Source organism: Candidatus Rokuibacteriota bacterium (genome assembly GCA_016209385.1).
GTDB lineage: Bacteria > Methylomirabilota > Methylomirabilia > Rokubacteriales > CSP1-6 > JACQWB01.
The window spans coordinates 1-19635 of record JACQWB010000133.1; the positions used below are offsets into that span (position 1 = coordinate 1).

The 19635-nt window shown below is 67.9% G+C and carries 23 protein-coding genes; 18 read left to right on the plus strand and 5 right to left on the minus strand.

From position 1 onward, the window contains the following. From HY726_08820 to HY726_08830, 3 genes are all read right to left on the minus strand, one after another. Positions 1-942 (minus strand): tetratricopeptide repeat protein (locus HY726_08820; GenBank protein ID MBI4609098.1); only part of this gene is annotated, 942 nt, incomplete at its 3' end. Between the two features lie 14 nt (positions 943-956). Further along, positions 957-2102, minus strand: coding sequence for a tetratricopeptide repeat protein (locus HY726_08825; GenBank protein MBI4609099.1), 1146 nt, complete (start codon positions 2100-2102; stop codon positions 957-959). Positions 2103-2215: 113 nt separating this feature from the next. Further along, positions 2216-2605: a hypothetical protein gene (locus HY726_08830; protein ID MBI4609100.1), complete on the minus strand. Its 390-nt coding sequence runs from the start codon at positions 2603-2605 to the stop codon at positions 2216-2218. 239 nt (positions 2606-2844) lie between these two features. Between HY726_08830 and HY726_08835 the strand changes: the two genes are divergently transcribed. The 16 genes from HY726_08835 to HY726_08910 all read left to right on the plus strand — a co-directional run bounded on the left by HY726_08835 (position 2845) and on the right by HY726_08910 (position 16956). Continuing rightward, a complete protein-coding gene (locus tag HY726_08835) occupies positions 2845-4557 on the plus strand; it encodes a thiamine pyrophosphate-requiring protein (protein MBI4609101.1) in 1713 nt (570 codons plus the stop codon). Between the two features lie 49 nt (positions 4558-4606). Next, positions 4607-5446, plus strand: coding sequence for an ABC transporter permease (locus tag HY726_08840; GenBank protein ID MBI4609102.1), 840 nt, complete (start codon positions 4607-4609; stop codon positions 5444-5446). Between the two features lie 7 nt (positions 5447-5453). Further along, positions 5454-6293: an ABC transporter permease gene (locus HY726_08845; GenBank protein MBI4609103.1), complete on the plus strand. Its 840-nt coding sequence runs from the start codon at positions 5454-5456 to the stop codon at positions 6291-6293. A gap of 146 nt (positions 6294-6439) precedes the next feature. Continuing rightward, the gene (locus HY726_08850; protein ID MBI4609104.1) at positions 6440-7276 is read left to right on the plus strand and encodes an ABC transporter ATP-binding protein; all 837 of its coding nucleotides are present in this window, start codon (positions 6440-6442) and stop codon (positions 7274-7276) included. Between the two features lie 70 nt (positions 7277-7346). Further along, the gene (locus tag HY726_08855; protein MBI4609105.1) at positions 7347-8327 is read left to right on the plus strand and encodes an ABC transporter substrate-binding protein; all 981 of its coding nucleotides are present in this window, start codon (positions 7347-7349) and stop codon (positions 8325-8327) included. Between the two features lie 24 nt (positions 8328-8351). Beyond that, the gene (locus HY726_08860) at positions 8352-9365 is read left to right on the plus strand and encodes an amidohydrolase family protein (protein ID MBI4609106.1); all 1014 of its coding nucleotides are present in this window, start codon (positions 8352-8354) and stop codon (positions 9363-9365) included. 30 nt (positions 9366-9395) lie between these two features. Further along, complete coding sequence (locus tag HY726_08865) at positions 9396-10085, plus strand: hypothetical protein (protein MBI4609107.1); 690 nt, start codon at positions 9396-9398, stop codon at positions 10083-10085. Positions 10086-10110: 25 nt separating this feature from the next. Then, on the plus strand, positions 10111-10281 hold the full coding sequence (locus HY726_08870; GenBank protein MBI4609108.1) for a type II toxin-antitoxin system HicB family antitoxin: 171 nt from the start codon (positions 10111-10113) through the stop codon (positions 10279-10281). Between the two features lie 41 nt (positions 10282-10322). Further along, positions 10323-10526 carry a type II toxin-antitoxin system HicB family antitoxin gene (locus HY726_08875; protein MBI4609109.1) on the plus strand — a complete coding sequence of 68 codons (204 nt, stop codon included), beginning with the start codon at positions 10323-10325 and terminating at the stop codon, positions 10524-10526. Positions 10527-10591: 65 nt separating this feature from the next. Then, positions 10592-10750: a type II toxin-antitoxin system HicA family toxin gene (locus HY726_08880; GenBank protein ID MBI4609110.1), complete on the plus strand. Its 159-nt coding sequence runs from the start codon at positions 10592-10594 to the stop codon at positions 10748-10750. Positions 10751-10778: 28 nt separating this feature from the next. After that, a complete protein-coding gene (locus tag HY726_08885) occupies positions 10779-11645 on the plus strand; it encodes an amidohydrolase family protein (GenBank protein MBI4609111.1) in 867 nt (288 codons plus the stop codon). A 4-nt stretch (positions 11646-11649) separates the two neighbouring features. Further along, positions 11650-13314 carry an AMP-binding protein gene (locus tag HY726_08890; GenBank protein ID MBI4609112.1) on the plus strand — a complete coding sequence of 555 codons (1665 nt, stop codon included), beginning with the start codon at positions 11650-11652 and terminating at the stop codon, positions 13312-13314. Further along, positions 13311-13673 carry a nitronate monooxygenase gene (locus HY726_08895; protein MBI4609113.1) on the plus strand — a complete coding sequence of 121 codons (363 nt, stop codon included), beginning with the start codon at positions 13311-13313 and terminating at the stop codon, positions 13671-13673. Before HY726_08890 ends, HY726_08895 begins: the two co-directional genes overlap by 4 nt. A gap of 25 nt (positions 13674-13698) precedes the next feature. Continuing rightward, positions 13699-15111, plus strand: coding sequence for an amidase (locus HY726_08900; GenBank protein MBI4609114.1), 1413 nt, complete (start codon positions 13699-13701; stop codon positions 15109-15111). A 28-nt stretch (positions 15112-15139) separates the two neighbouring features. Beyond that, on the plus strand, positions 15140-15943 hold the full coding sequence (locus HY726_08905; protein MBI4609115.1) for a dienelactone hydrolase family protein: 804 nt from the start codon (positions 15140-15142) through the stop codon (positions 15941-15943). A gap of 14 nt (positions 15944-15957) precedes the next feature. Next, entirely contained in the window at positions 15958-16956 is a 999-nt protein-coding gene (locus HY726_08910) for a TIGR03617 family F420-dependent LLM class oxidoreductase (protein ID MBI4609116.1), read from the plus strand. Positions 16957-16990: 34 nt separating this feature from the next. Here the strand turns inward: HY726_08910 and HY726_08915 are convergent, their stop codons facing one another. Then, the gene (locus HY726_08915; protein MBI4609117.1) at positions 16991-17851 is read right to left on the minus strand and encodes an EamA family transporter; all 861 of its coding nucleotides are present in this window, start codon (positions 17849-17851) and stop codon (positions 16991-16993) included. Positions 17852-17968: 117 nt separating this feature from the next. On the opposite strand from HY726_08915, the gene HY726_08920 reads away from it, so the two are divergent. After that, positions 17969-18196 carry a hypothetical protein gene (locus HY726_08920; GenBank protein MBI4609118.1) on the plus strand — a complete coding sequence of 76 codons (228 nt, stop codon included), beginning with the start codon at positions 17969-17971 and terminating at the stop codon, positions 18194-18196. On the opposite strand, the gene HY726_08925 is transcribed toward HY726_08920, so the two are convergent. Further along, on the minus strand, positions 18180-18515 hold the full coding sequence (locus tag HY726_08925) for a hypothetical protein (GenBank protein ID MBI4609119.1): 336 nt from the start codon (positions 18513-18515) through the stop codon (positions 18180-18182). The genes HY726_08920 and HY726_08925 overlap by 17 nt on opposite strands. A gap of 529 nt (positions 18516-19044) precedes the next feature. Between HY726_08925 and HY726_08930 the strand changes: the two genes are divergently transcribed. Continuing rightward, the gene (locus tag HY726_08930) at positions 19045-19362 is read left to right on the plus strand and encodes a type II toxin-antitoxin system RelE/ParE family toxin (GenBank protein MBI4609120.1); all 318 of its coding nucleotides are present in this window, start codon (positions 19045-19047) and stop codon (positions 19360-19362) included. Positions 19363-19635: the final 273 nt, after the last annotated feature.

Sequence of the window (19635 nt, forward strand, 5' to 3'; positions counted from 1 at the left end):
GAGCTGGCCATCCACCCGCGTGGCCGGCCCGAAGGCCTGTACCGCCTGGCCGAGCGAGTTGTAGACACGGCCCCAGTCGTCGTTCTCGGCGCGCCGGAGGGCCTCCGTGTAGAAGCGGCGTCGGCCCTCGCGCGCGATCCGATCCATCGCCTCGAGGAGGCGCACGTCGTTCGGCCAGTACTTCGCCGCCACGCGCAGGAACCCGTACGCCTTCTCGAGCTCCCCCGCCGCCTCGGACTGGTTGCCCTGACCCAGGTAGTAGGCGAGGTTGTCGCGCGACTGCGCGGTCCTGAAGCGCGTGCGGAACCCCTCGTTGCCCGGATCGCGACCGAGGGCTTCCTCCAGGTGCTTCGCGGCCTCACGCCAGTCTCCCGCGGCCTCGGCCTGCGCCGCGAGCCGCAGGCTCTTCTCCAAGGCGCCCTTGCTCGCCTCCTGCTTCTGGCGGGTCGCCGCCGCGCTGCCGGGATCGATCGCGAGCGCGCGGTTCACCGCCTGCTCGGCCTGCGCCCAGTCGTCCCGCTGCGCGAAGCCCCGGGCCTCGGCGAGCAGCCGCTCGACCTCCCGGCCGAGCGCCGCGCGGCGCTCGCGGAGCGTGGACTGGAACCGGAGCGAGCCCGCGTGCCTTGCGTCGTAGGCGAGCGCCCGCTGGATCACCGCCAGCGCGCGGTCCACCTCGGGGATCTGGCCCATCGCCCCGGCGACCGCCGTGGCGCTCCGGAGCTGCTCCTCGGCCGCCGCGGCGCGCGTCTTCGCCAGCGCCTCCTTGGACTGCGCGTTGTCCGGCTCCTTCTGCAGGGCCTGCTCGAGGGCCCGGATCGCGTCGTCCCATTTCTGCTGCCCCGCGAGCGTCTGCCCGAGCTCGAAGTCCGCGGCCCCGGCGGCGCAGCCGGCGATCAGCAGCGCTGCGACGAACAGCAACGCACCACGACTCCCTCGCGTCATGCTCCCGATCCTTTCTACCGCCCGGTGTCGCCGAGCATCTTCTTCAGGTTCTCCTGCCCGGTCCGCTCCAGCGCCTTCGAGGCCCGCTGGAGACTCCGCGCCCGCGTCAGGGCCTGACGGTACCGCACGTTCGCGGGATCCAGCGCGAGGGCCCGCTCGAACGCCGCCACCGCTTCGTCGTAGTTCTTGAGCTGGAGGAGCGCCATTCCGACCCCGTTGTGCCCGACGGCCGACTCGGGGTTCGTCGTGATGATGAACTGGAACTCCCGCAGGGCCCGCGGGATCTGCCCGTCCGCGAGCAGCGTCTCCGCGCGCGCCAGGAGATCCTGCTCGATCCCCTTGAAGGCCTTCCAGACCTGAGGCTCGCCGGGATCGATCTCCATCGCCTTGGCCACCAGGATCTGGGCTCCGCGGATGTCGCCCTCGCCGGCCAGGGCCTGCGCCTTCTCGAGGAGCGGTCTCACGACCTCCCACCGCGACGGTTCGGCGGCGGCCGCCTTCGCCTCGGCCGGCTCCGCCGGCGCGCTGGGCGGGGGTGCGGCTCCGGCCGCCGCCGGCGGCGCCGCTGGCGCCGGGGCGAGCGCGCCGATGGCGGGCGGCGGCGGCGGCGTGGGCGGCCCCGGAATCAGCGCCACCGCCGCCGGGGCAGCAGTCCGCGGGGGCGCCGCCGGGGCCGGAGGCGGCGCGTCCGGCGGCGGGACGGTCGTGCCCTCGCCGGGGACGGCACCCGTCGCCGCCGCCGAAGGTGCGGGAGGCGGGGGCGCGCGCGGCGCGGCAGCCGGCGCCGGCGAGGCCGCGGGAGCTGGTGCCGCGGCCGGCGCCGGAGGCGGCGCGGGGGCCGGGGTCACCGGAGCGCGTGCCGCCTGCGGCGCGGCGGCGGGCCCGGCCGGCGCGGCGCCGTCACCCAGGCCCTGGAGCGCTTCGATGAACGCGGGCGTCGCGCCGACCGCGCGCAACTCGTCGATCACCTCGGACGTCACCTTGAAGTCCACGCCGAGCTCGCGGACGACGGCGATGAGCCGCCGCTCCTGGAGGTTCCGGCGGAGCAGTTTCAGGACCTCGGGCTTCGTCAGGGGCACCGCGGCCGCGACCTGGGCCAGGAGGACGAGCGCGACCGCGAGGGCCGCGCGCGCGAGCGCTCCGGTTCCGCGCAGCGTCACCGCCGAGGATCCCGACCGACCCACGCGACGAGGCCCTCCCGCGCTTTCGCGCTTTAGATAGCGTACTTTACGCGCGCTACCCGAATCCTGTCAAGGAAGAACCCTGCCGGTCGTCAGCGGTACTTCACCCAGACCCGCAGGAGCCGGCCCGAAGGCACCGAGCGGCCGCCCTCCTGGCGCGCTCGCTCATACTCGGCGGCATCGGGGCAGGACGCCAGGTCGCCCACCGCCAGGATCGTCGCCGTGGTGGGGTTCGCGAGGTTCAGCAGCTGAATGAGCACCGGGATGTCACCCAGCCCCCCCTGCTGCGGTCGCTCGATGTGGAACGCGTTCGCCACCATAGCCCGCGCCTGGCGGATATGGATCACGAACGCGAGGCTCTCATCCAGGTTGAGGCGCACCGCCTCCAGCTTCCCCTCCACGGCGCAGAGGGCCGAGGCGGGCCTCGGCGCCGCCACCGCGATCGCGACGAGAAGCAGGATCGCGCACAGATTCCGCTTCACGGCCATGAACCTCCTGTACCCTCGGAGGGGGGCTTCGCCCCCCTTTATTTCGGGGGGCCGAACCTCCCCCCAGGAAGGGGTTGCGCGGGCGAAGCCCGCGCTCGGAGCGCATCGGTCTGGAGCGCGTGGTAGCTCTGCCCGCGCAAGTTCTGGGGGAGGCCTCGGAGGGGGCCCGGGTACCCACGCCGAAGGCGTGGGTGTCCCCATCCGATGATCTAGCGTCGACACAAGGGGGAGCAATGCTCAAGCGCGCGGCGGTGGAGAGCGTGGCCGAAGGCTACCTGGAGCTCCTCGCGGCACGACGGGTCGAGTACTTCTTCGGCAACGCCGGGACCGACTTCGCCCCGATCGTGGAAGCCTTCGCCAAGCGCGAGGCGCAGGGGCAGGCGCTCCCCCGCCCGATCACGGTTCCCCACGAGATCACCGCGGTGGCGATGGCGCATGGCTACGCCATGGTCACGGGCCGCCCCCAGGTCGTGATGGTCCACGTCATCGTCGGGACGGCCAATGCCCTCTGCGGGATCATGAACGCGGCGCGGGCGCAGGTCCCGATCCTTTTCACGGCGGGAAGGACGCCGCTGACCGAGGGGAACCTTCCCGGCGCCCGCGACCGGCACATCCACTGGGCCCAGGAAGCCTTCGACCAGGGCGCGCTGGTGCGGGAGTTCGTCAAGTGGGACTACGAGCTCAGGCTGGGAGTCCAGCTGGAGACCGTCGTCGACCGCGCGCTCGCGATCGCGCAGAGCGAGCCCCAGGGGCCGGTGTACCTGACGCTGCCGCGCGAGGTGCTGGCTGAGCGGCTCGAGCAGCTCGAATACTCGGACCCGCCGCGCCTGTCTCCGAGCGGGGCCACGGCGCAAGCAAAGGCGGCCGTGGAAGAAGCCGCACGGATCCTGGCAGGCGCCCGCAACCCGATCGCCATCGTCAAGTCATCCGGCCGGGACCCGGGGGCCGTGCTGCCGCTCGTCGGGCTCGCCGAAGCCCTCGGCATGCCTGTCTTCGACCAGTGGCACACCCACGTGAACTTCCCGCAGGATCACCCGCTCCACGCCGGCTACGATCCCTCGCCTCACCTCGGAGACGCTGACGTTGTCCTGGTCGTCGAGTCCGACGCCCCCTGGTTTCCCAAGCTCAAGGCCCCGCGACCAGAGGCCACCGTGATCCAGGTGGCCCAGGAGCCCCTCTACCCGCGCTACCCGATCAGGGGTTTCCCGGTGGACGTGGCGCTGGCGGGGACGCCGAGGCTCACGCTCGGCGCCCTTGCCGACGCGGTCCGCACGGCCGGCGCGGATGCCCAGACCGTCAGCGCCCGCCGAAGCCGCTGGCAAGCCGAGCACCGCCGGCTCCGTGAGGCATGGCAGGCGCAGGCTCGGCGAGTCCAGTCGGATCGGCCAATCGACATGGCCTGGCTCTCGCGCTGCGTGGGCGACGTGCTGGAAGCCGACACGCTCGTCGTCAACGAGTACGACCTGGATCCCTCGCAGACCTGCTTCACGGTCCCCGGAACGTACTTCGCCGCGTCGCCCGCCGCAGGGCTGGGCTGGGGGCTCGGCGCCGCCCTCGGCGCCAAGCTCGCCGCGCCCGAGAAGACCGTCATCTGCTGCGTCGGCGACGGCTCGTACATCTTCGGCTCCCCGACCGCGGCCCACTTCGTCGCCCGCGCCTACGGGCTCCCGGTGCTCTTCGTGGTGTTCAACAACCGCTCCTGGAACGCGGTGAAGCGCGCCGTCCGCGCCTACGCCCCCGACGGCTGGGCCGTGCGGACGGGCTCCATGCCCATGAGCGATCTGGAGCCCGCGCCCGACTACGAGCTGGTCTGCCAGGCCGGAGGCGGATACGGGGAGCGGGTGGAGGATCCGGCGGCGTTGCCCGAGGCGCTCGCCCGAGCCCTGATGGTGGTGCGCGAGGAGAAGCGCCAGGCCCTCCTCAACGTGATCTGCAAGAAGCCATGAGAGTCTTCGTGGTGAACCGGGACGCGATTCCGCGCTGGAGGCGAGGCGAGTGAGCACGCCTTCCGTCCTCGTGGAGGCCCAGAGCCCCGGCGTCGAAGCCTCCTGGCTCGGGAGGTTTTACCGGCAGCACGAGCAGCTGCTCATCGGGGCCGCCGCGAGCCTGGCCTTCCTGCTGGCGTGGGAGAGCGCCGTCCGAAGCGGCCTCGTCAACCCCCTCTTCATCTCCGCGCCGACACGCATCGCCCGAGCCGCCTACCGGCTCGTCAGCGAGGGGGACCTCTGGCGCCACCTCCGCGTCAGCGCCACGGAGTTTCTCGCGGGCTACCTCATGGCCATCGGCCTGGCCATCCCCCTCGGCCTCGCCGTCGGCTGGTACCGGCGCCTCTATTTCTGCCTCGCTCCGTTCATCGACGCCCTGAACGCCGTCCCCCGCGTGGCGCTCCTGCCGCTCCTCGTGATCTGGTTCGGGATCGGGATCTGGTCGAAGATCGTCGTGGTGTTCCTGGGTGCCGTGATCCCGCTCCTGATCAACACCTTCTCCGGGGTGAAGATCACCGAGGCGCGCTTTCTCCGGGTGGCCAGGAGCTTCGGGGCCTCCGAGTTCAGGATCTTCCGGACTATCGTGCTCCCCGGCACGGTGCCGTTCGTCTTCACGGGGCTCAAGTATGCGGCCGGGCGGGCGCTGCTCGGCGTCGTGGTGGGGGAGCTCTACGCCGCCACCGCCGGGATCGGCTACCTCATCACCGTGGCGGGGAGCAGCTTCCAGACGGACACGGTCTTCGTCGGAATCCTGACCATCACCTGCGCCGGGGTTCTGACGGTGGAACTCCTGAACCGCCTCGAGCGCCGCTTCGACAGGTGGCGCCCCCCGGCCTCCTCGGCCCCCTGACCCAGCCATGACCCGCGCTCGAGCCTTTTATTTCGAGAACGAGCGATTCATCCTGGGGAGTCTCACGGTCGGGCTCGTCCTGCTGCTCTGGGAGGGCCTGACCCGCGGATGGTGGGCCGATCTCGTGGAGCCGGCGCTCGGCGCAGCGGCGGGGCGCTGGCGAATCGACCCCGTCTTCCTCTCCTCCCCGACGGCGATCGCCCGCACCGGCGCGCGCCTCTTTGCCACGGGTGAGATCTGGAACGACCTCCGCGTGAGCGGCCTCGAGTTCCTGCTGGGGTTCGCCGTGGCCGTGGTCACCGGCATCGCCCTGGGTCTGGTCGCCGGGTGGTACCGTCATGCCTCTTTCGCGCTGGAGCCGTTCTTCTCGGCCCTCAACGCCACGCCCCGGGTGGCGCTCCTCCCCCTGATCATCATCTGGGTGGGGATCGACATCTGGTCCAAGGTGCTCGTCGTGCTCCTGGGCGCGATCGTGCCGATCTACCTGAACCTCGTGGCCGGCGTGCGGACGACGGACGCCCGGCTGCTCAGCGTAGCGCGGAGCTTCGGGTCCTCCGAGCCGCGCCTCTTCTGGACGATCATCCTCCCCAGCGCGGTCCCCTTCCTCCTCACCGGCCTCAGGCTGGGCGTGGGCCGGGCCATGGTCGGGATCGTGGTGGGCGAACTCTACGCCGCCACCGCGGGCGTCGGCTTCATGATCACCGTGGCCGGCGCCACGTTCCAGACCGACAAGGTCTTCGTCGGCGTCATCCTGATCGCGCTCGCGGGCCTTCTCATGATCGAAGGGCTCACCCGCCTCGAGCGGCGGTTCGACACCTGGCGGCCGAAGGTCGGAGCCGCCGCCTAGCGCGATGCTGAAACACCGCTCCGCCAGGATTGTCCTCATGGGTCCTTCGAGCGCGGGCTCTGCCCGCGCAAGCTCTGGGGGAGGCTTCGGAGGGGGCCCGGGTACCCACGCCGAAGGCGTGGGTGTCCCCCTCCGATGACGTAGCGATGCCGGTTAAGCTCGAAGCCCAGGGAATCCGCCTCGAGTACTACCAGTCCCGGACCGAGAGCCGGCTCCTGGCGCTCGACGAGATCAACCTCCAGATCATGGAGGGGGAGTTCCTCTCCATCGTCGGGCCATCCGGATGCGGCAAGACCACATTCCTCAACAACGTGGACGGTCTCCTGCCCGCCACGAGCGGCCGGATTTCCATTGACGGCAAAGTCGTGACCCGGCCGGGGCCGGACCGCGCCGTCGTCTTCCAGGACGCGTCGCTGCTCCCGTGGCGCACCGTGCTCGGCAACGTGCTCTACGGCCTCGAGTGCCAGGGGATCAACTCCGACCACGCGCACGAGCGCGCCCGACAGTTCATCGAGCTGGCCGGGCTCGGCGGGTTCGAGAACCACTACCCGCACGAGCTGTCGGGCGGCATGCAACAGCGCGTCAACCTGGCCCGGGCCCTGGTCGTGGACCCCCAGATCCTATTAATGGACGAGCCCTTCGCCTCGCTCGATGCCCAGACGCGGGAGATCATGCAGGAGGAGCTCCTCCACATCTGGCGCCAGGCGAGGAAGACCGTGCTCTTCATCACCCATCAGATCAACGAGGCCGTCTACCTCTCGGACCGGGTCATCGTGTTCACGGCGCGGCCGGGGCGGGTCAAGCAGAGCGTGTCCATTGACATCGAACGGCCACGGAAGCTGGCCATCAAACGTGACCCCCGCTTCCTCAAGCTCGAGGACTACGTGTGGGATCTGATCGAAGGCGAAGTCAAGAAGACGATGCTGACCGACCAGTCAACCCGGGGCGGCGCGGGCGAGCGGGGTCGCGATCTGGGGATCTAAGGGGCCGGGCCGTATGCTCGCCCGACGGCCCAAGCGCGCGGCGCTCCAACAGCGAGAGGGAGGGACGGTTATGGGCCTCATGAGAGTGGCAGGTGTGGTGCTGGGGATCGCAATGGTGCTCGCCCTCTCGGCCGTCGCCGGCATCGGAGGGGCGTCCGCAGCCGAGAGGCTGACGGTCGGGGTGACATCGCTGACGCCCGCGGCCATGCCCATCTTCGCGGCCAAGGAGAAGGGCTTCTTCGAGGCCGAGGGGCTGGAGGTGACGCTCCCGATCTTCAAGAGCGGGACCGAGAACACCCAGGCGGTCATCGCGGGCGAGGTCCAGATCGCTCACGGCTCCATCACCGAGGTCCTAAATCTGAAAAAAGCCAAGCTGGACGGCCGCTACTTCTGGGGGATCTCCAACTTCATGCCGTTCAAGCTCTACGCCCATCCGACGATCAAGTCTCCCCAGGAGTTGAAGGGGAAGAAACTGGCGATCAGCAACTTCGGGGCCCAGTCCGATTACCTCACCCAGTTCACCCTCCGCCACTTCGGCATCGAACCCATCAAGGAGGCGCCGATCCTTCCCATCGGGTCCACGCCCGCCCGCTACGCTGCGCTCAAGGCCGGCAGGGTGGACGCCACGATCATGTGGTTCCCGCACACGCTGATTGCGGACAAGGACGGCTTCAGGATGCTGGTGGACTTGAACGACATCATCCCGGACTGGGGCTACCTCGGGTACTACGCCAAGAGCGACTACCTCAAGAGCCGGCGGGACACCGTGGTCCGCTACCTCCGCGCCCACACACGGGGCCTCAGGGAAGTTAAAGCGAATCCTCAAGTCGGAATCGCAATCCTCAAGAAATATTTGAAGTATGACCAGGTGGTCGCTGAGGCCGGTTACAAGGAGTTCGTCAAGTCCTTCGCCGAGGACGGCCGGCTTCCGGTGAAGGGGTTCGAGTTCCTGCTCGCCGAGCAAGCAAAGGCCGGAAAGCTGCCCGACAAGCTCACGGTGGCGGACCTGATCGACGAGGAGTTCGTCAAGGCCCTCGCCGGGCCGCGCTGACTCCACGCCGTGGAGGGACACGCGATGACTGCAATCGACGCCGACGGTCATGTGACGGAGAGCACCGAGCAGGTGGCCAAGTACCTGGAGGAGCCATACCGGAGGCGCCCGCTTAACTTTCCGTTCTATCCGTCAGATGGATGGGACAGGCGCCTTCTCGGAACGCTCGGCGACTGGGCAGGAGACGCGGCGAGCTGGCTCAAGGCGCTGGACGCCGGGGGAGTCGAGGCGACCGTCCTGTACCCGACCCTGGGTCTCTTCATGAGCTTTCTGAAGGATCGCGCCTGGGCGGTCGCGCTCTGCCGGGCGTACAACTCGTTCCTGCACGAGGAGTTCGTCAGGGTGAGCCCGCGCCTCACGGCGGTCGCCCTCCTGCCGATTCAGGATCCCGAAGCGGCGGCGGCCGAGCTCCGCCGCGCCGTCGGAGATCTCGGCTTCCTCGGCGGGATGCTGGCCGCTGACGGCAGCCACCTCCTCGGCGACGCGCGCTTTGGCCCGATCTACGAGGAGGCCCAGCGTCTCGACGTGATGCTCGGCGTGCACGCCTCGGGCTCCCACCTGGGCGGGGCCGGCGTCGACCTCTTCCCCCGCTTCATCCAGGCGCACACGGTCTCCCATCCGTTCGGCCAGATGCGCCAGCTCACCTCCGTCGTCTTCGAGGGGATCCCCGAGCGGTTCCCGCGGCTCCGCCTGGCCTTCCTGGAGGCCGGCTGCGGCTGGGTCCCCTACTGGATGGAGCGGATGGACGACGAGTATGCCAAGCGCGGCGCGGCCGAGGCCTCAGCGCTCACGAAGAAGCCGAGCGAGTACGTGCGAGGCGGGACGCTCTACTTCTCCTGCGAGGCCGACGAGTGGCTCCTCCCCCAGGCGGTTCGCCTCGTGGGCGAGAACCAGATCGTCTACGCGTCCGACTTCCCTCACTGGGACCACGACTACCCCGCATCGCTCGAGGAGATCCGGAGCCGCGGCGACCTCACCGACGTCCAGAAGCGGAAGCTCCTCGCCGACAACGCCCGCCGCCTGTACGGGCTCCGGTGATTGCACCAGCCACACACGAGGAGGCGAGTCATGCCCGAGCGATCGCTCTTGCGGATCGGATCGGTCTCGGCCATCGTTGGCTCAGTTCTCGCGCTCGTCGTCAATATCCTTCATCCTCGCTCCGCGACCGTTGAGAGTCCGGAGGCGTTCCTCCGGATGATCCTCGACAGCACCATCTGGGTGGGCGACCACGTCGGGATCCTCTTCGCCGTGCTGCTGATCACGGGTGGCTTGACGGCGATCTATCGCTCGATCCAGGGAGAGCCGGGTGCCGCCTGGGCGCGGCTCGGCTTCGCCGGGTCCCTGGTGAGCGCTGCCATGCTGTCTCTCCTCATGGCGACCGATGGGATCACGATACGGGTACTGGCGCGGGCCTGGGCGAATGCACCCGAGGCCGAAAAGGCGGTGGCCTTCCGTGTCGCCCACGCTCTGCTGCTGGTGGACTTCGCCGTCTTCAGCATCTGGATCATCGTGTTCTTCGGCGTAACCTTCATCCTCTACGGGCTGGCCGTCGTGACGAGTGCCGTCTACCCCAGGTGGCTCGGGTGGGTCGCGGCGCTGGCCGGTCTCGGCTCGGCGCTCGTCGGGCTGAATCAGGCGTACAGGGGCGCCTCGGTCCTCGTGACCAACGTTCTCTTCCCCATCTTCTCGATCATCATCACGCTCTGGGTTCTTGTCCTGGGAATCCTCCTGTGGCGCAAGACCGGCGCTGCGGCCTGAGCGGCTCGGAGCAGCGCGTGACCCAATGAAGTTCGAGGTCATCGTCGAGAAGAACGAGCAGGGGGAGTTCGTCGCGACGGCGGTCGAGTACCCGGGTGTCACCGCGACAGGCCGCACCGAGAAGGAGGCCCTGGCGCTGGTCACGCGGGCGCTGGAGCTTCACCTGAAGCGGATCGGGAAATCTCGGTCCTCCTGATCGGTCCTGTGGCATAATGACGCGGGGAGGCGTCGGGCAATATGAAATTCAAGGTCGTCCTCGAGCCGAGCGATGACGGGGGATTTACGGTTTACGTTCCCTCCCTTCCAGGATGCATTAGCGAAGGAGACACCGAGGAAGAGGCCCTCCAAAACATCAAAGAGGCGATCGAGTTATACCTTGAACCTACCGAGGATGACTCGATTGTGAGTGAGAAAGCTCGGGTCATCGAACTCGTGATGTAACCAAAGTCCCGAGCCTCTCATATCACGAAGTCCTCCGAGCGTTACAACGAGATGGTTGGGTCGTCATAAGGCAAAAAGGTAGTCACATCCGCCTCCAGAAGCACATCGAAGATCGAACGCTCAAGTTGACGGTCCCCGCCCACCGTCCAATCAAACGTTCGACACTTAGCCATATCCTCAAGCAGGCGGACATCGCTCTCGAAAGATTCTTGCAACTCCTGTAGGAGCCTCCCTCAACGGCCACCTAGAATCATGCGAAAAGCACTCGCCATCTTCCTGGCGGCCCTGGCTGCGCTTGTTTCGGTGGCACGACCGGCTAGCGCCCAGTACCGGGGCTCGATCATCGACGCCCACTCCCACCTCCCCAACCCTCAGGCGCTGGACGCTTACGTTCAGGCGATGGCCCGGCACAACGTCCGGAAGGTCCTCCTCCTCGGCGTCGGTGGCGTTCAGAAGCAGGACCTCGAGTGGATCGGCGCCGCCGCGCGGAAGTATCCCGACAAAGTGCTGCCTGGCGCGCCGGTTCCCGACCCGCTGAACCCGGCGGAGGCGAAGCGCCTCGACGCGCTCCTCGCCAACGGGCGGTACGCGGCCCTGGGCGAGGTGCACATCCGCCAGGTGTCGCGGAAGATCCAGCGCAAGCCCGACGACCCGGCCTTCGGCTCGATTCTGGAGGTGGCCGCCCGGCACGGGCTCCCCGTCGTGATCCATGCCGAGCTGGACGACGAAACGGCCGAACGGTTGGAACGCGCGCTCAAGACTCGCCCGACCGCGCGGCTCGTCCTGGCTCACGGCGGGAGCGCCGACCCGAAGGTCCTCGAGCGGCTCCTGGAGCGGAACCCGAACCTCCTGGCGGACCTTTCGGGGATGCACTTCCTCCGGAGCCCGGCGCTCGCGACAGAAGCCGGACCGCTCGATTCGCGGTGGAAGGCGCTGATCGAGAGGCTGCCGGACCGGTTCCTGATGGGGATCGATGTCTGGGCGCCCCAGCTCTTCGAGCCGGCCACCCTGGACCGGCTCATGCGATGGACCCGCAGGATCCTGGGCGAGTTGCCTCCCGACGTGGCCGAGCAGGTCGCGCACAGAAACGCGGCCCGGGTCTTCGGGCTCGAGAGGTAGCGGCATGCGTGAAAATCCGTTCTGGGAGCGAACCGTCGGCCAGATGCTGGACGAGGTAGCCTCGGCGTATCCGGAGCGCGAGGCCATGGTCTTCGCCGACCAGCGGCTCACCTACCGGGAGTTCCGTCGTCAGGCCGGACGCCTGGCCCGCGGCTTCCTCGCCCTGGGAATCAGGAAGGACGACAAGGTCGCCATCTGGCTCCCCAACCGGCCGGCCTGGCTTTTCTGCGCGTACGCCTGCGCCGAGATCGGCGCCGTCGTCGTCGCGCTCAACCCGCGCTACAAGGCCCACGAGCTTTCCTACATCCTGGACCAGTCGGACTCGACGACCCTGATTCTGACCGACCACCTGGCCCACGTCGACTTCTTCGAGGTCCTCCGCGCGGTCCTGCCGGAGCTGGCCGAGGCCGAGCCGGGACACCTCAGGGCCGAGAAGTTTCCGCTGCTGCAGCGCGTGATCGTGGAGGCCGAGGATCCGTACCCGGGCTGTCTCCGCCTCCGGGATGTCCTCGAGGCCGCTGACGATCCCGGCCTCGAGCCCGAGTTTCGGGCTGCGCAAGCCGAAGTCTACCCCGACGACGTCTTCACGATCCTCTACACCTCCGGCACCACCTCCTTCCCCAAGGGCGCCATGATCAGTCACCGGAACTGCCTCCCCCACGGCTGGACCTGCGGAGAGCGGCTCCGCGTCACGCCCGATGACCGGGTCCTCCTGAGCCTGCCGCTGTCAGGGACGTGGGGCGGGCTCAACATCCCGCTCAGCACCTTCAGCCACGGGGCGTGCCTGGTGCTGATGGAGCAGTTCGAGCCGGGCCAGGCGCTCTACCTCATGGAGAAGGAGCGGATCACGATTTGGAGCGCCGTGGACGCCATGCTCCAGGGAATCCTCGAGCACCCCGACCTCGACCGCTACGATCGCTCCACGCTCCGGACCGGCGGCGTCGCGATGACAGCGGGGGGAGCCCAGGCTCTCTTCGACGCCGCAGTCGAGCGGATCGGAATCCGTCAGGCCTTCCAGCCTTACGGGATGACCGAGGTCAACGCGCTCGCGCTCTACCACGACCTCGACGAGTCCCAGGAGCTGAGGAAGCTTCCCGGCATCACGCCGGCGTCGGGGCTCGAAGTCCGCGTCGTGAATCCCGAGACCGGCGAGCCGTGCCGCTCCGGCGAGGAGGGCGAGCTCTGGCTCCGCGGGCCGCTCGTCACCCGCGGCTACTACAAGAAACCCGAGGAAACCGCCAGCGCCTTTACCGCCGACGGCTGGTTCAGGACCGGCGACCTCGCGGTGCAGGACCAGGCGGGCCACACGATCTTCAAGGGACGCTTGAGGGAAGTGCTGAGGATCAGCCACTTCATGGTGGCGCCGCGCGAGATCGAGGAGTTCCTGATGGCGCACCCGAAGGTCCACCAGGCCTTCGTCGTGGGCGTGCCCGACCCGAAGCTCGGCGAGGCCCCCTTCGCCTACATCATCCCGAGGGAGGGCGAGATCCTCTCCGAGGACGAGATCCTCGCCCACTGCAAGGGCACGATCGCGTCCTTCAAGATTCCCCGTTACATCCGCCTGGTGAAGGATGTCCCCCGGACGCCGGGTCCCCACGGCGACAAGGTCCAGAAGCCCAAGCTCCGCGAGCAGGCGCTCCAGGAGCTGGCGTCGGAGGCTCGCCCATGATGTCTCCCCGTCCCGTGTTCTATAAGAAAGCCCTGCTGGAGCAGTCGGCGGACGCCACCACGGTCACCGACGCCTTGAGCGGGCGCTACGCCCGCGTCATGCGGAACGAGTTCACCGATCGCTACGCGAAGTCGGGCGCTCCCGTCCTCCCCTTCCTCTGGCAGGCGAATGCGGCCGCCGACATTTATCAGAAGGCTGCCGCCGACGGCAATCCGGGCTACGTTCCGATGTGGGCCGGGCAGAGCGTGGGGCTGGTCCACAACCTCCCGGGGGCCGGCGAGGTCGTCGAGTCCATCATCCGAGAGGCACGGCAGCTCCTGGTGGAGCAATTTCCCCTGGCGGTCAAGCTCAGCGAGTAACCCCGGTAACGCCGAGGAGGCGACGATGCAGAACGATGAGCTATGCTATATGTCGGCGACGGAGCTGGCGGAGGCGATCAGGACCCGGACGCTCTCGCCCCTGGACGTGACCAAAGCCATCCTGGCGCGGATCGAGCAGGTCAACCCGAAGGTGAACGCCTACTGCACGGTCGTGGCTGAGGCGGCGCTCGCCGAGGCGCGGCACGCCGAAGCCGCGGTGATGCAAGGCCGCGCCCTCGGGCCGCTCCACGGCGTGCCGATCTCGTTCAAGGATTTGACCCCGACGGCCGGCATCCGGACGACGTTCGGCTCGAAGATCTTCGAGCACCACGTCCCCCAGGAGGATGCCCCGGTCGTGGAGCGCGCCCGTCGCGCGGGAGCGATCCTCCTCGGCAAGACCAACACGCCCGAGTTTGGCTGCAAGGGCGTCACCGACAACCTGATCTTCGGCCATACGCGGAACCCGTGGATGCTGGATCGGATCGCCGGAGGATCGAGCGGGGGGGCCGCCGCGGCCCTCGCCGCGGGCCTGGGGCCGCTGGCGGAAGGGAGCGACCTGGGCGGCTCGATCCGGATCCCCGCGAGCTGCTGCGGCGTGGTCGGGCTCAAGCCGAGCGTCGGGCGAGTGCCGCGCTATCCGAGCCCGAACGCCTGGACGGTGTTCTCGGTCCTCGGGCCGATGGCGCGGACCGTCCGCGACGCCGCGCTCCTCCTCAGCGTCATGGTCGGCCCCGACGACCGCGATCCCCAGTCCCTCCCCGCGACGGGTGAGGAGTTCGCGCGAGCGGCCGAGGGTGAGATCCGCGGGCTGCGCCTTGCGTGGAGCCCCGACCTCGGCTACGCCGCGGTGGACGGGGAGGTGAAGCAGCTCTGCGAGGCCGCCGCCAAGACCTTCGCGACGCTCGGCTGCTCTGTCGAAGAAGCGCACCCGGGCTTCGAGGACCCGGAGCCGATCTTCCTCGACCTCACGGCGCCGGTCAGGGCGGCGGCGCTCCGCAGCTATCTCGCCGAGTGGCAGGACCAGATGGATCCGATTCTGGTGGAGCGGATTGCCCACGCGGACCGGCTCACCGCCGTGGAGTACGAGAAGGCGGTCCACCGCCGCACGGCGTTCTGGCAGATCGTCCGGCGCTTCTTCGAGCGCCACGACCTCCTGCTGACCCCCACGATCGCGACGCCGCCGCGCCCCCTCGAGAGTCCTCCCCCCACCGAGATCGGAGGCCGCCACGTGGACTCACCGATGGCGCGGATTGCCTTCACGTATCCGTTCAACCTGACGGCCCAGCCGGCCATGTCGGTGCCCTGTGGCTGGACCGCGGACGGCCTGCCCGTCGGGCTCCAGATCGTCGGGCGGCGCTTCGCCGAGGCGACGGTGCTGAGGGCTGCGGCCGCCTTCGAGGCAGCCTCCCCCTGGGCCCACCGCCGCGCGCAGCTCTAAACAAGCTAAGACGCCACTCGACATCGGCATGCTCACCCACGGCGGACGGCAAAGGGTCGGCTTCCGGCGCTTCGGGACCCGATCCGTCGCGCTGGGGCTAGTCCTTTCTCTCACAGCGTGCGCCTCGCAGGTCGGCGTTCAGAGCACCACCCCTCCACAGCCCGCTGGGAGGCTCTACCGTCCTGAAGGGCCGGGTCGGTTCCCTGCTCTGGTCTTGCTCCCGACCTGCGCGGGCTTGCGCCCGCACGTTTTCGACTGGGCCGAGTTGCTAAAGGCCGAGGGCTACGTCGCGCTGGCGGTCGACACTCTTTCTCCACGTGGTGCCACCGACCTCTGTCTTAAGGGAAAGCACACGGTCCATGAAGTCGCGGGGGACGCCGTTGAAGCCCTCGTTCACCTCCGCTCATTGCCCTTTGTGGATCAAGACCGCATCGGAGTAATCGGCTGGTCCCACGGCGCCATGGCGGCTCTCGTCGCTATCAGATCAGGGCCTCGCGGCCGCGGGTTTCGGCTGGCAATCGCCTTCTACCCTGATTGCGGGTACGTTGCCTACGATACAACCATTCCCGTCTTGCTCCTGCTCGGGGAGGTGGACGACTGGACACCGCCTGGCCAGTGCGTGAAGGTAACCAAACAACTCCAGCGAGAGGGACGGCCGGTGGTATGGAAGGTCTACCCTGGGGCGCACCACGGATTTGATGTCGCCGGGTTCGGGAACCGCACGGTTGTCTACCGCGGCTACACAATGAGGTATGACCCAGCGGCGACCGCCGATGCGAAGGAACGCGTTCGCGCGTTTCTGGCTCAGCACCTACGGAGGAGCCAACAGTGAAGCTCGACGTCGGTATGCTCACCCATGACCTCAAGGGCATCGGCGACTACGCGCGAAAAGTGGAAGCGATGGGGTTCGATTGCCTCTGGGCCTCCGAGACCCAGCACGACCCGTTCCTCCCCCTGGGCGTGGCCGCGGCGTCCACCTCCAGGATCAAGCTCGGCACCTCGATCGCCGTGGCCTTCCCGCGGAGCCCGATGATCCTGGCCTACATCGCCTGGGACCTCCAGGCCGCCTCCGACGGGCGGTTCATCCTGGGCCTCGGCACCCAGGTGAAGGGACACAACGAGCGGCGCTTCTCCGTCAAGTGGGACGCCCCGGGACCCAGGCTCGGCGAGGTGATCCGCGCGCTCAGGACCATCTGGGACTCCTGGCAGAACGGGACCAGGCTCAACTTCAAGGGACGCTTCTACACCTTCGACCTCATGACGCCATTCTTCAACCCGGGGCCGATCAAGCATCCGCGTGTCCCCATCTACATCGCTGGAGTGAACCGTTATATCTGCCGCCTCGCCGGCGAGCTTTGCGACGGCCTCCACGTCCATCCCTTCAACAGCCCGAAGTACCTCCGCGAGCTGGTCCTCCCCGCCGTCGAGGAGGGGCTGGCCACATCCGGCAGGAAGCGGAGCGACTTCACCTACGTCAGCTCGATCTTCGCCATGGTGGGAGACACCGGGAAAGAGCTCGCCCAGGCCAAGCAGGCCGTCAAGCAGCAGATCGCCTTCTATGCCTCGACACGGACCTACGAGCCGGTGCTGGCGGCTCACGGCTGGCAGGACCTGACGCCCAAGCTCCACAGGAAATCCGTGGAAGGCGACTGGCAGGGGATGGCCGACCTGATTACGGACGAGATGGTGGAGACGTACGCGGTGACCGGGAGCTACGACACCATCGCCCGGCGGATCCAGGAGCGCTACGCCGGCCTCCTGGACCGCGTGAGCCTCTACCAGCCGTACCAGCCGAACCTGAACGACCCGCGCTGGCCCGCGCTGGTGAAGGCGTTCAACGGGTAAAGGTCGTATCGGCGCCGAGGGCGGCCGGCACGACTTAGCCGGCAGCGAGGAACAGGATTGTGCCCGCCGCCGCGGCCAGCCCCAGCGCCGTGCGACCGCTCAGCGGCTCCCGCATCAGGAGGATCCCGAGAATGGCCGTGACGACGAAGCCCATCTGGGCGATCGGCACCACCACGCTCGCCTGGCCGCGGGCCAGCGCCTCCACCAGACCGATGAAGGCCAGGGCGAGAATGACGCCCGCGGTGCCCGCGTGGCGCCACGCGCCCGCCGGAACCCGCACCCCTCCGTCGGTGATCCTCACCAGGATCAGCGCCAGGCCGCCCACGACGCAGGCCTGCGCGGTGAGCAGGCTGCTCGAGGTCGCACCGCCGCCGAGGCCGATCTTGTAGATGAAGTTCGCCACGCCGATGGCCACCGTCGCGACGCCCACGCGCGTCAGGGACGCGACGCTCGCGCTGCCCTCCGGGCGCACGCCCGGGCCCGGAGCAGCCGCCATCAGGAGCCACACCGCCACCAGGGCGCAGGCGATGCCGACCAGCTTCCGGAGCGTGAGGGGCTCGCCCAGAAACGCGACCGCGAGGAGCACGGTGACGACGAAGCTGAGACGGAAGATGGGGGCGTTGATGCTGACCAGTCCAGCCTTCAGGCTCCAGGCAAAGTTGTAGAAGCCGGTGAAGACGAACACGCCCGCCGCGCAGCCCCAGAGCGCGGCCGGGTCGAAGACCAGGCTCCGACTGGCCAGCCCGTACAGCACGACCATCGGGCCGAAGGTCCAGGTCTGCACCATGAGGAACCGGTGCGCCGGCAGGCCGGCGCGCGCCCCTTGCTTGTACAGGAAATCTCCGATTCCGCCGCACACCATGGCGGACAGGGCGAGGGCGATCGCTGCGTTCACGAAGTCGCATTTTACCACGCCGCTGCGCCACCTCGACCCGCCGATCCGGTGCGCGTGCTATCATCTGGCGTCCGCGCACTTCGTCCGCTCCAACTCGCTTTCCCGAGGAGATCGTCCATGAAAGCGCTCGCGTTCACTGAGCACGGCGGCCTGGACAAGCTCAGATACGAGGACGTTCCGGATCCGAAGATCGGACCGGGGGAGGCTGGACAGGTATCCGTCAAGCTGCTCGATCAGCTGGCGGGCTTCGGGGCAAGCAGGATCGTCCACCTGGACCGTTACCCGTTGCATACGCGCCTCGGCAGCGTGACGGTTGGGCGGCGAGGCGCTAAGCAACCTTGTTAACGGCTGCAAGCCTCTGGTTCACGATCCGCCAAAACGTTCGTAGTGCTTTGGGTTTTTCGTCAAAGAAGTCTTCGAAGAAGCCGGGCTTGTTGAGGGGCACCGGATAGGCATAGCGCTCACGGTCCTCACCGAATTCGGTGACCCAATCGCGGGGCTCACGAGAATCGACCAACCGAAATAAACGGGAAGGATACAAGTACGGTCGACCGGCATCGTTCAGAATGCGAAACTCATCGGCCTCGATACCGATGACGAGATATGGCTGCCCCGGCGTCAAGTCTCGATAGCGCGGGTTCTTACGTCTCAGTTTGACAATCACCGCTGATTCACCTGCTTCCGTTTCACTTCAACCTTACCGATTCCCGGGTGTTCATACCAGTGATACTCAAAGTCCTCGCCGGCGATTTCAAACCGAGGCCTGCTCTTCTTTACCCATTCCGATGGTCTTCCGCCGTATCGTGCAACGAGACGTCGAACATCACGAATCCTTCTGCCCTTGGCAATAACACGGGCTTGAGCAAGCAGCGGCCGCCCGAGTCTGGTAACGATTGACCCTCCTTAGAAAATCTCTCCACCGATACGGTAATTTTAGCCTGTTTCGCATACCTCACGACGAACTTTCCGCGCGGACAAACGTTGCAGTGGGGCGTGTGGTGGACCGGCTCAGCCGCCTTCGCGGGTGGCGCGCTTGAGGAGGGCGGCGTGATCTCGCGGGCGTCCGCGAGGCCGACCAGGAAGCTGGGACGACGGCCAGGCTCCTGGACGCCATGGATGCGATCTGCCAGGAGCACGGGGAGAGGCTCAGTCCCACCGATCTCCTCATGCCCTCAGGCGCGATCTGGCTGGGAATGGCTCAAGAGTCCGAAGCGCCTCGCCAGTCTCCTCCACCCTCCGGGCCTGTTTTGCGGGCTCCAGGAAGGTTGGGGGTAAGGTCCTCAGCCTGGCGCATTCCAACGGCGCTGTGGAAGGTCGCTGGCAGGAAACTCGATATGCTCAATGCCGCTCATGAGTTGCGAGATTTGATGGTGCCGCCAGGCAATCGACTGGAAGCTCTCAAAGGGACCTTGGCGGGATCTCACAGCATCCGCATCAACGACCAATTTCGCATCATGTTTCCCTGGAAGGACGGTAACGCGCATGACGTGCGAATCACGGACTACCATTGATAGGCCGAAGACGTAAAGACCAGCAGGACCAGCGGGAGCAGCGAGGGAAGCCAAGATGCGCGTTCCATGTTGTTCTCCTCCTTCTGACAGCGCCCAGTTTCTGGCGGGTCATTGCGCCGTCTAACGTGCCGCTCAGCGGCGGGATGCGGAGCGGCCCGGCCGCTGGAGCGGCGAGTTAGACGGTGCCATGTCTCTGCCCTTCCCGACGGACATGCGTCATCCGGGTGGCCCACTCGATTGAAGCGCAAGCGCCCTCGAGAATGCGATGTCTGA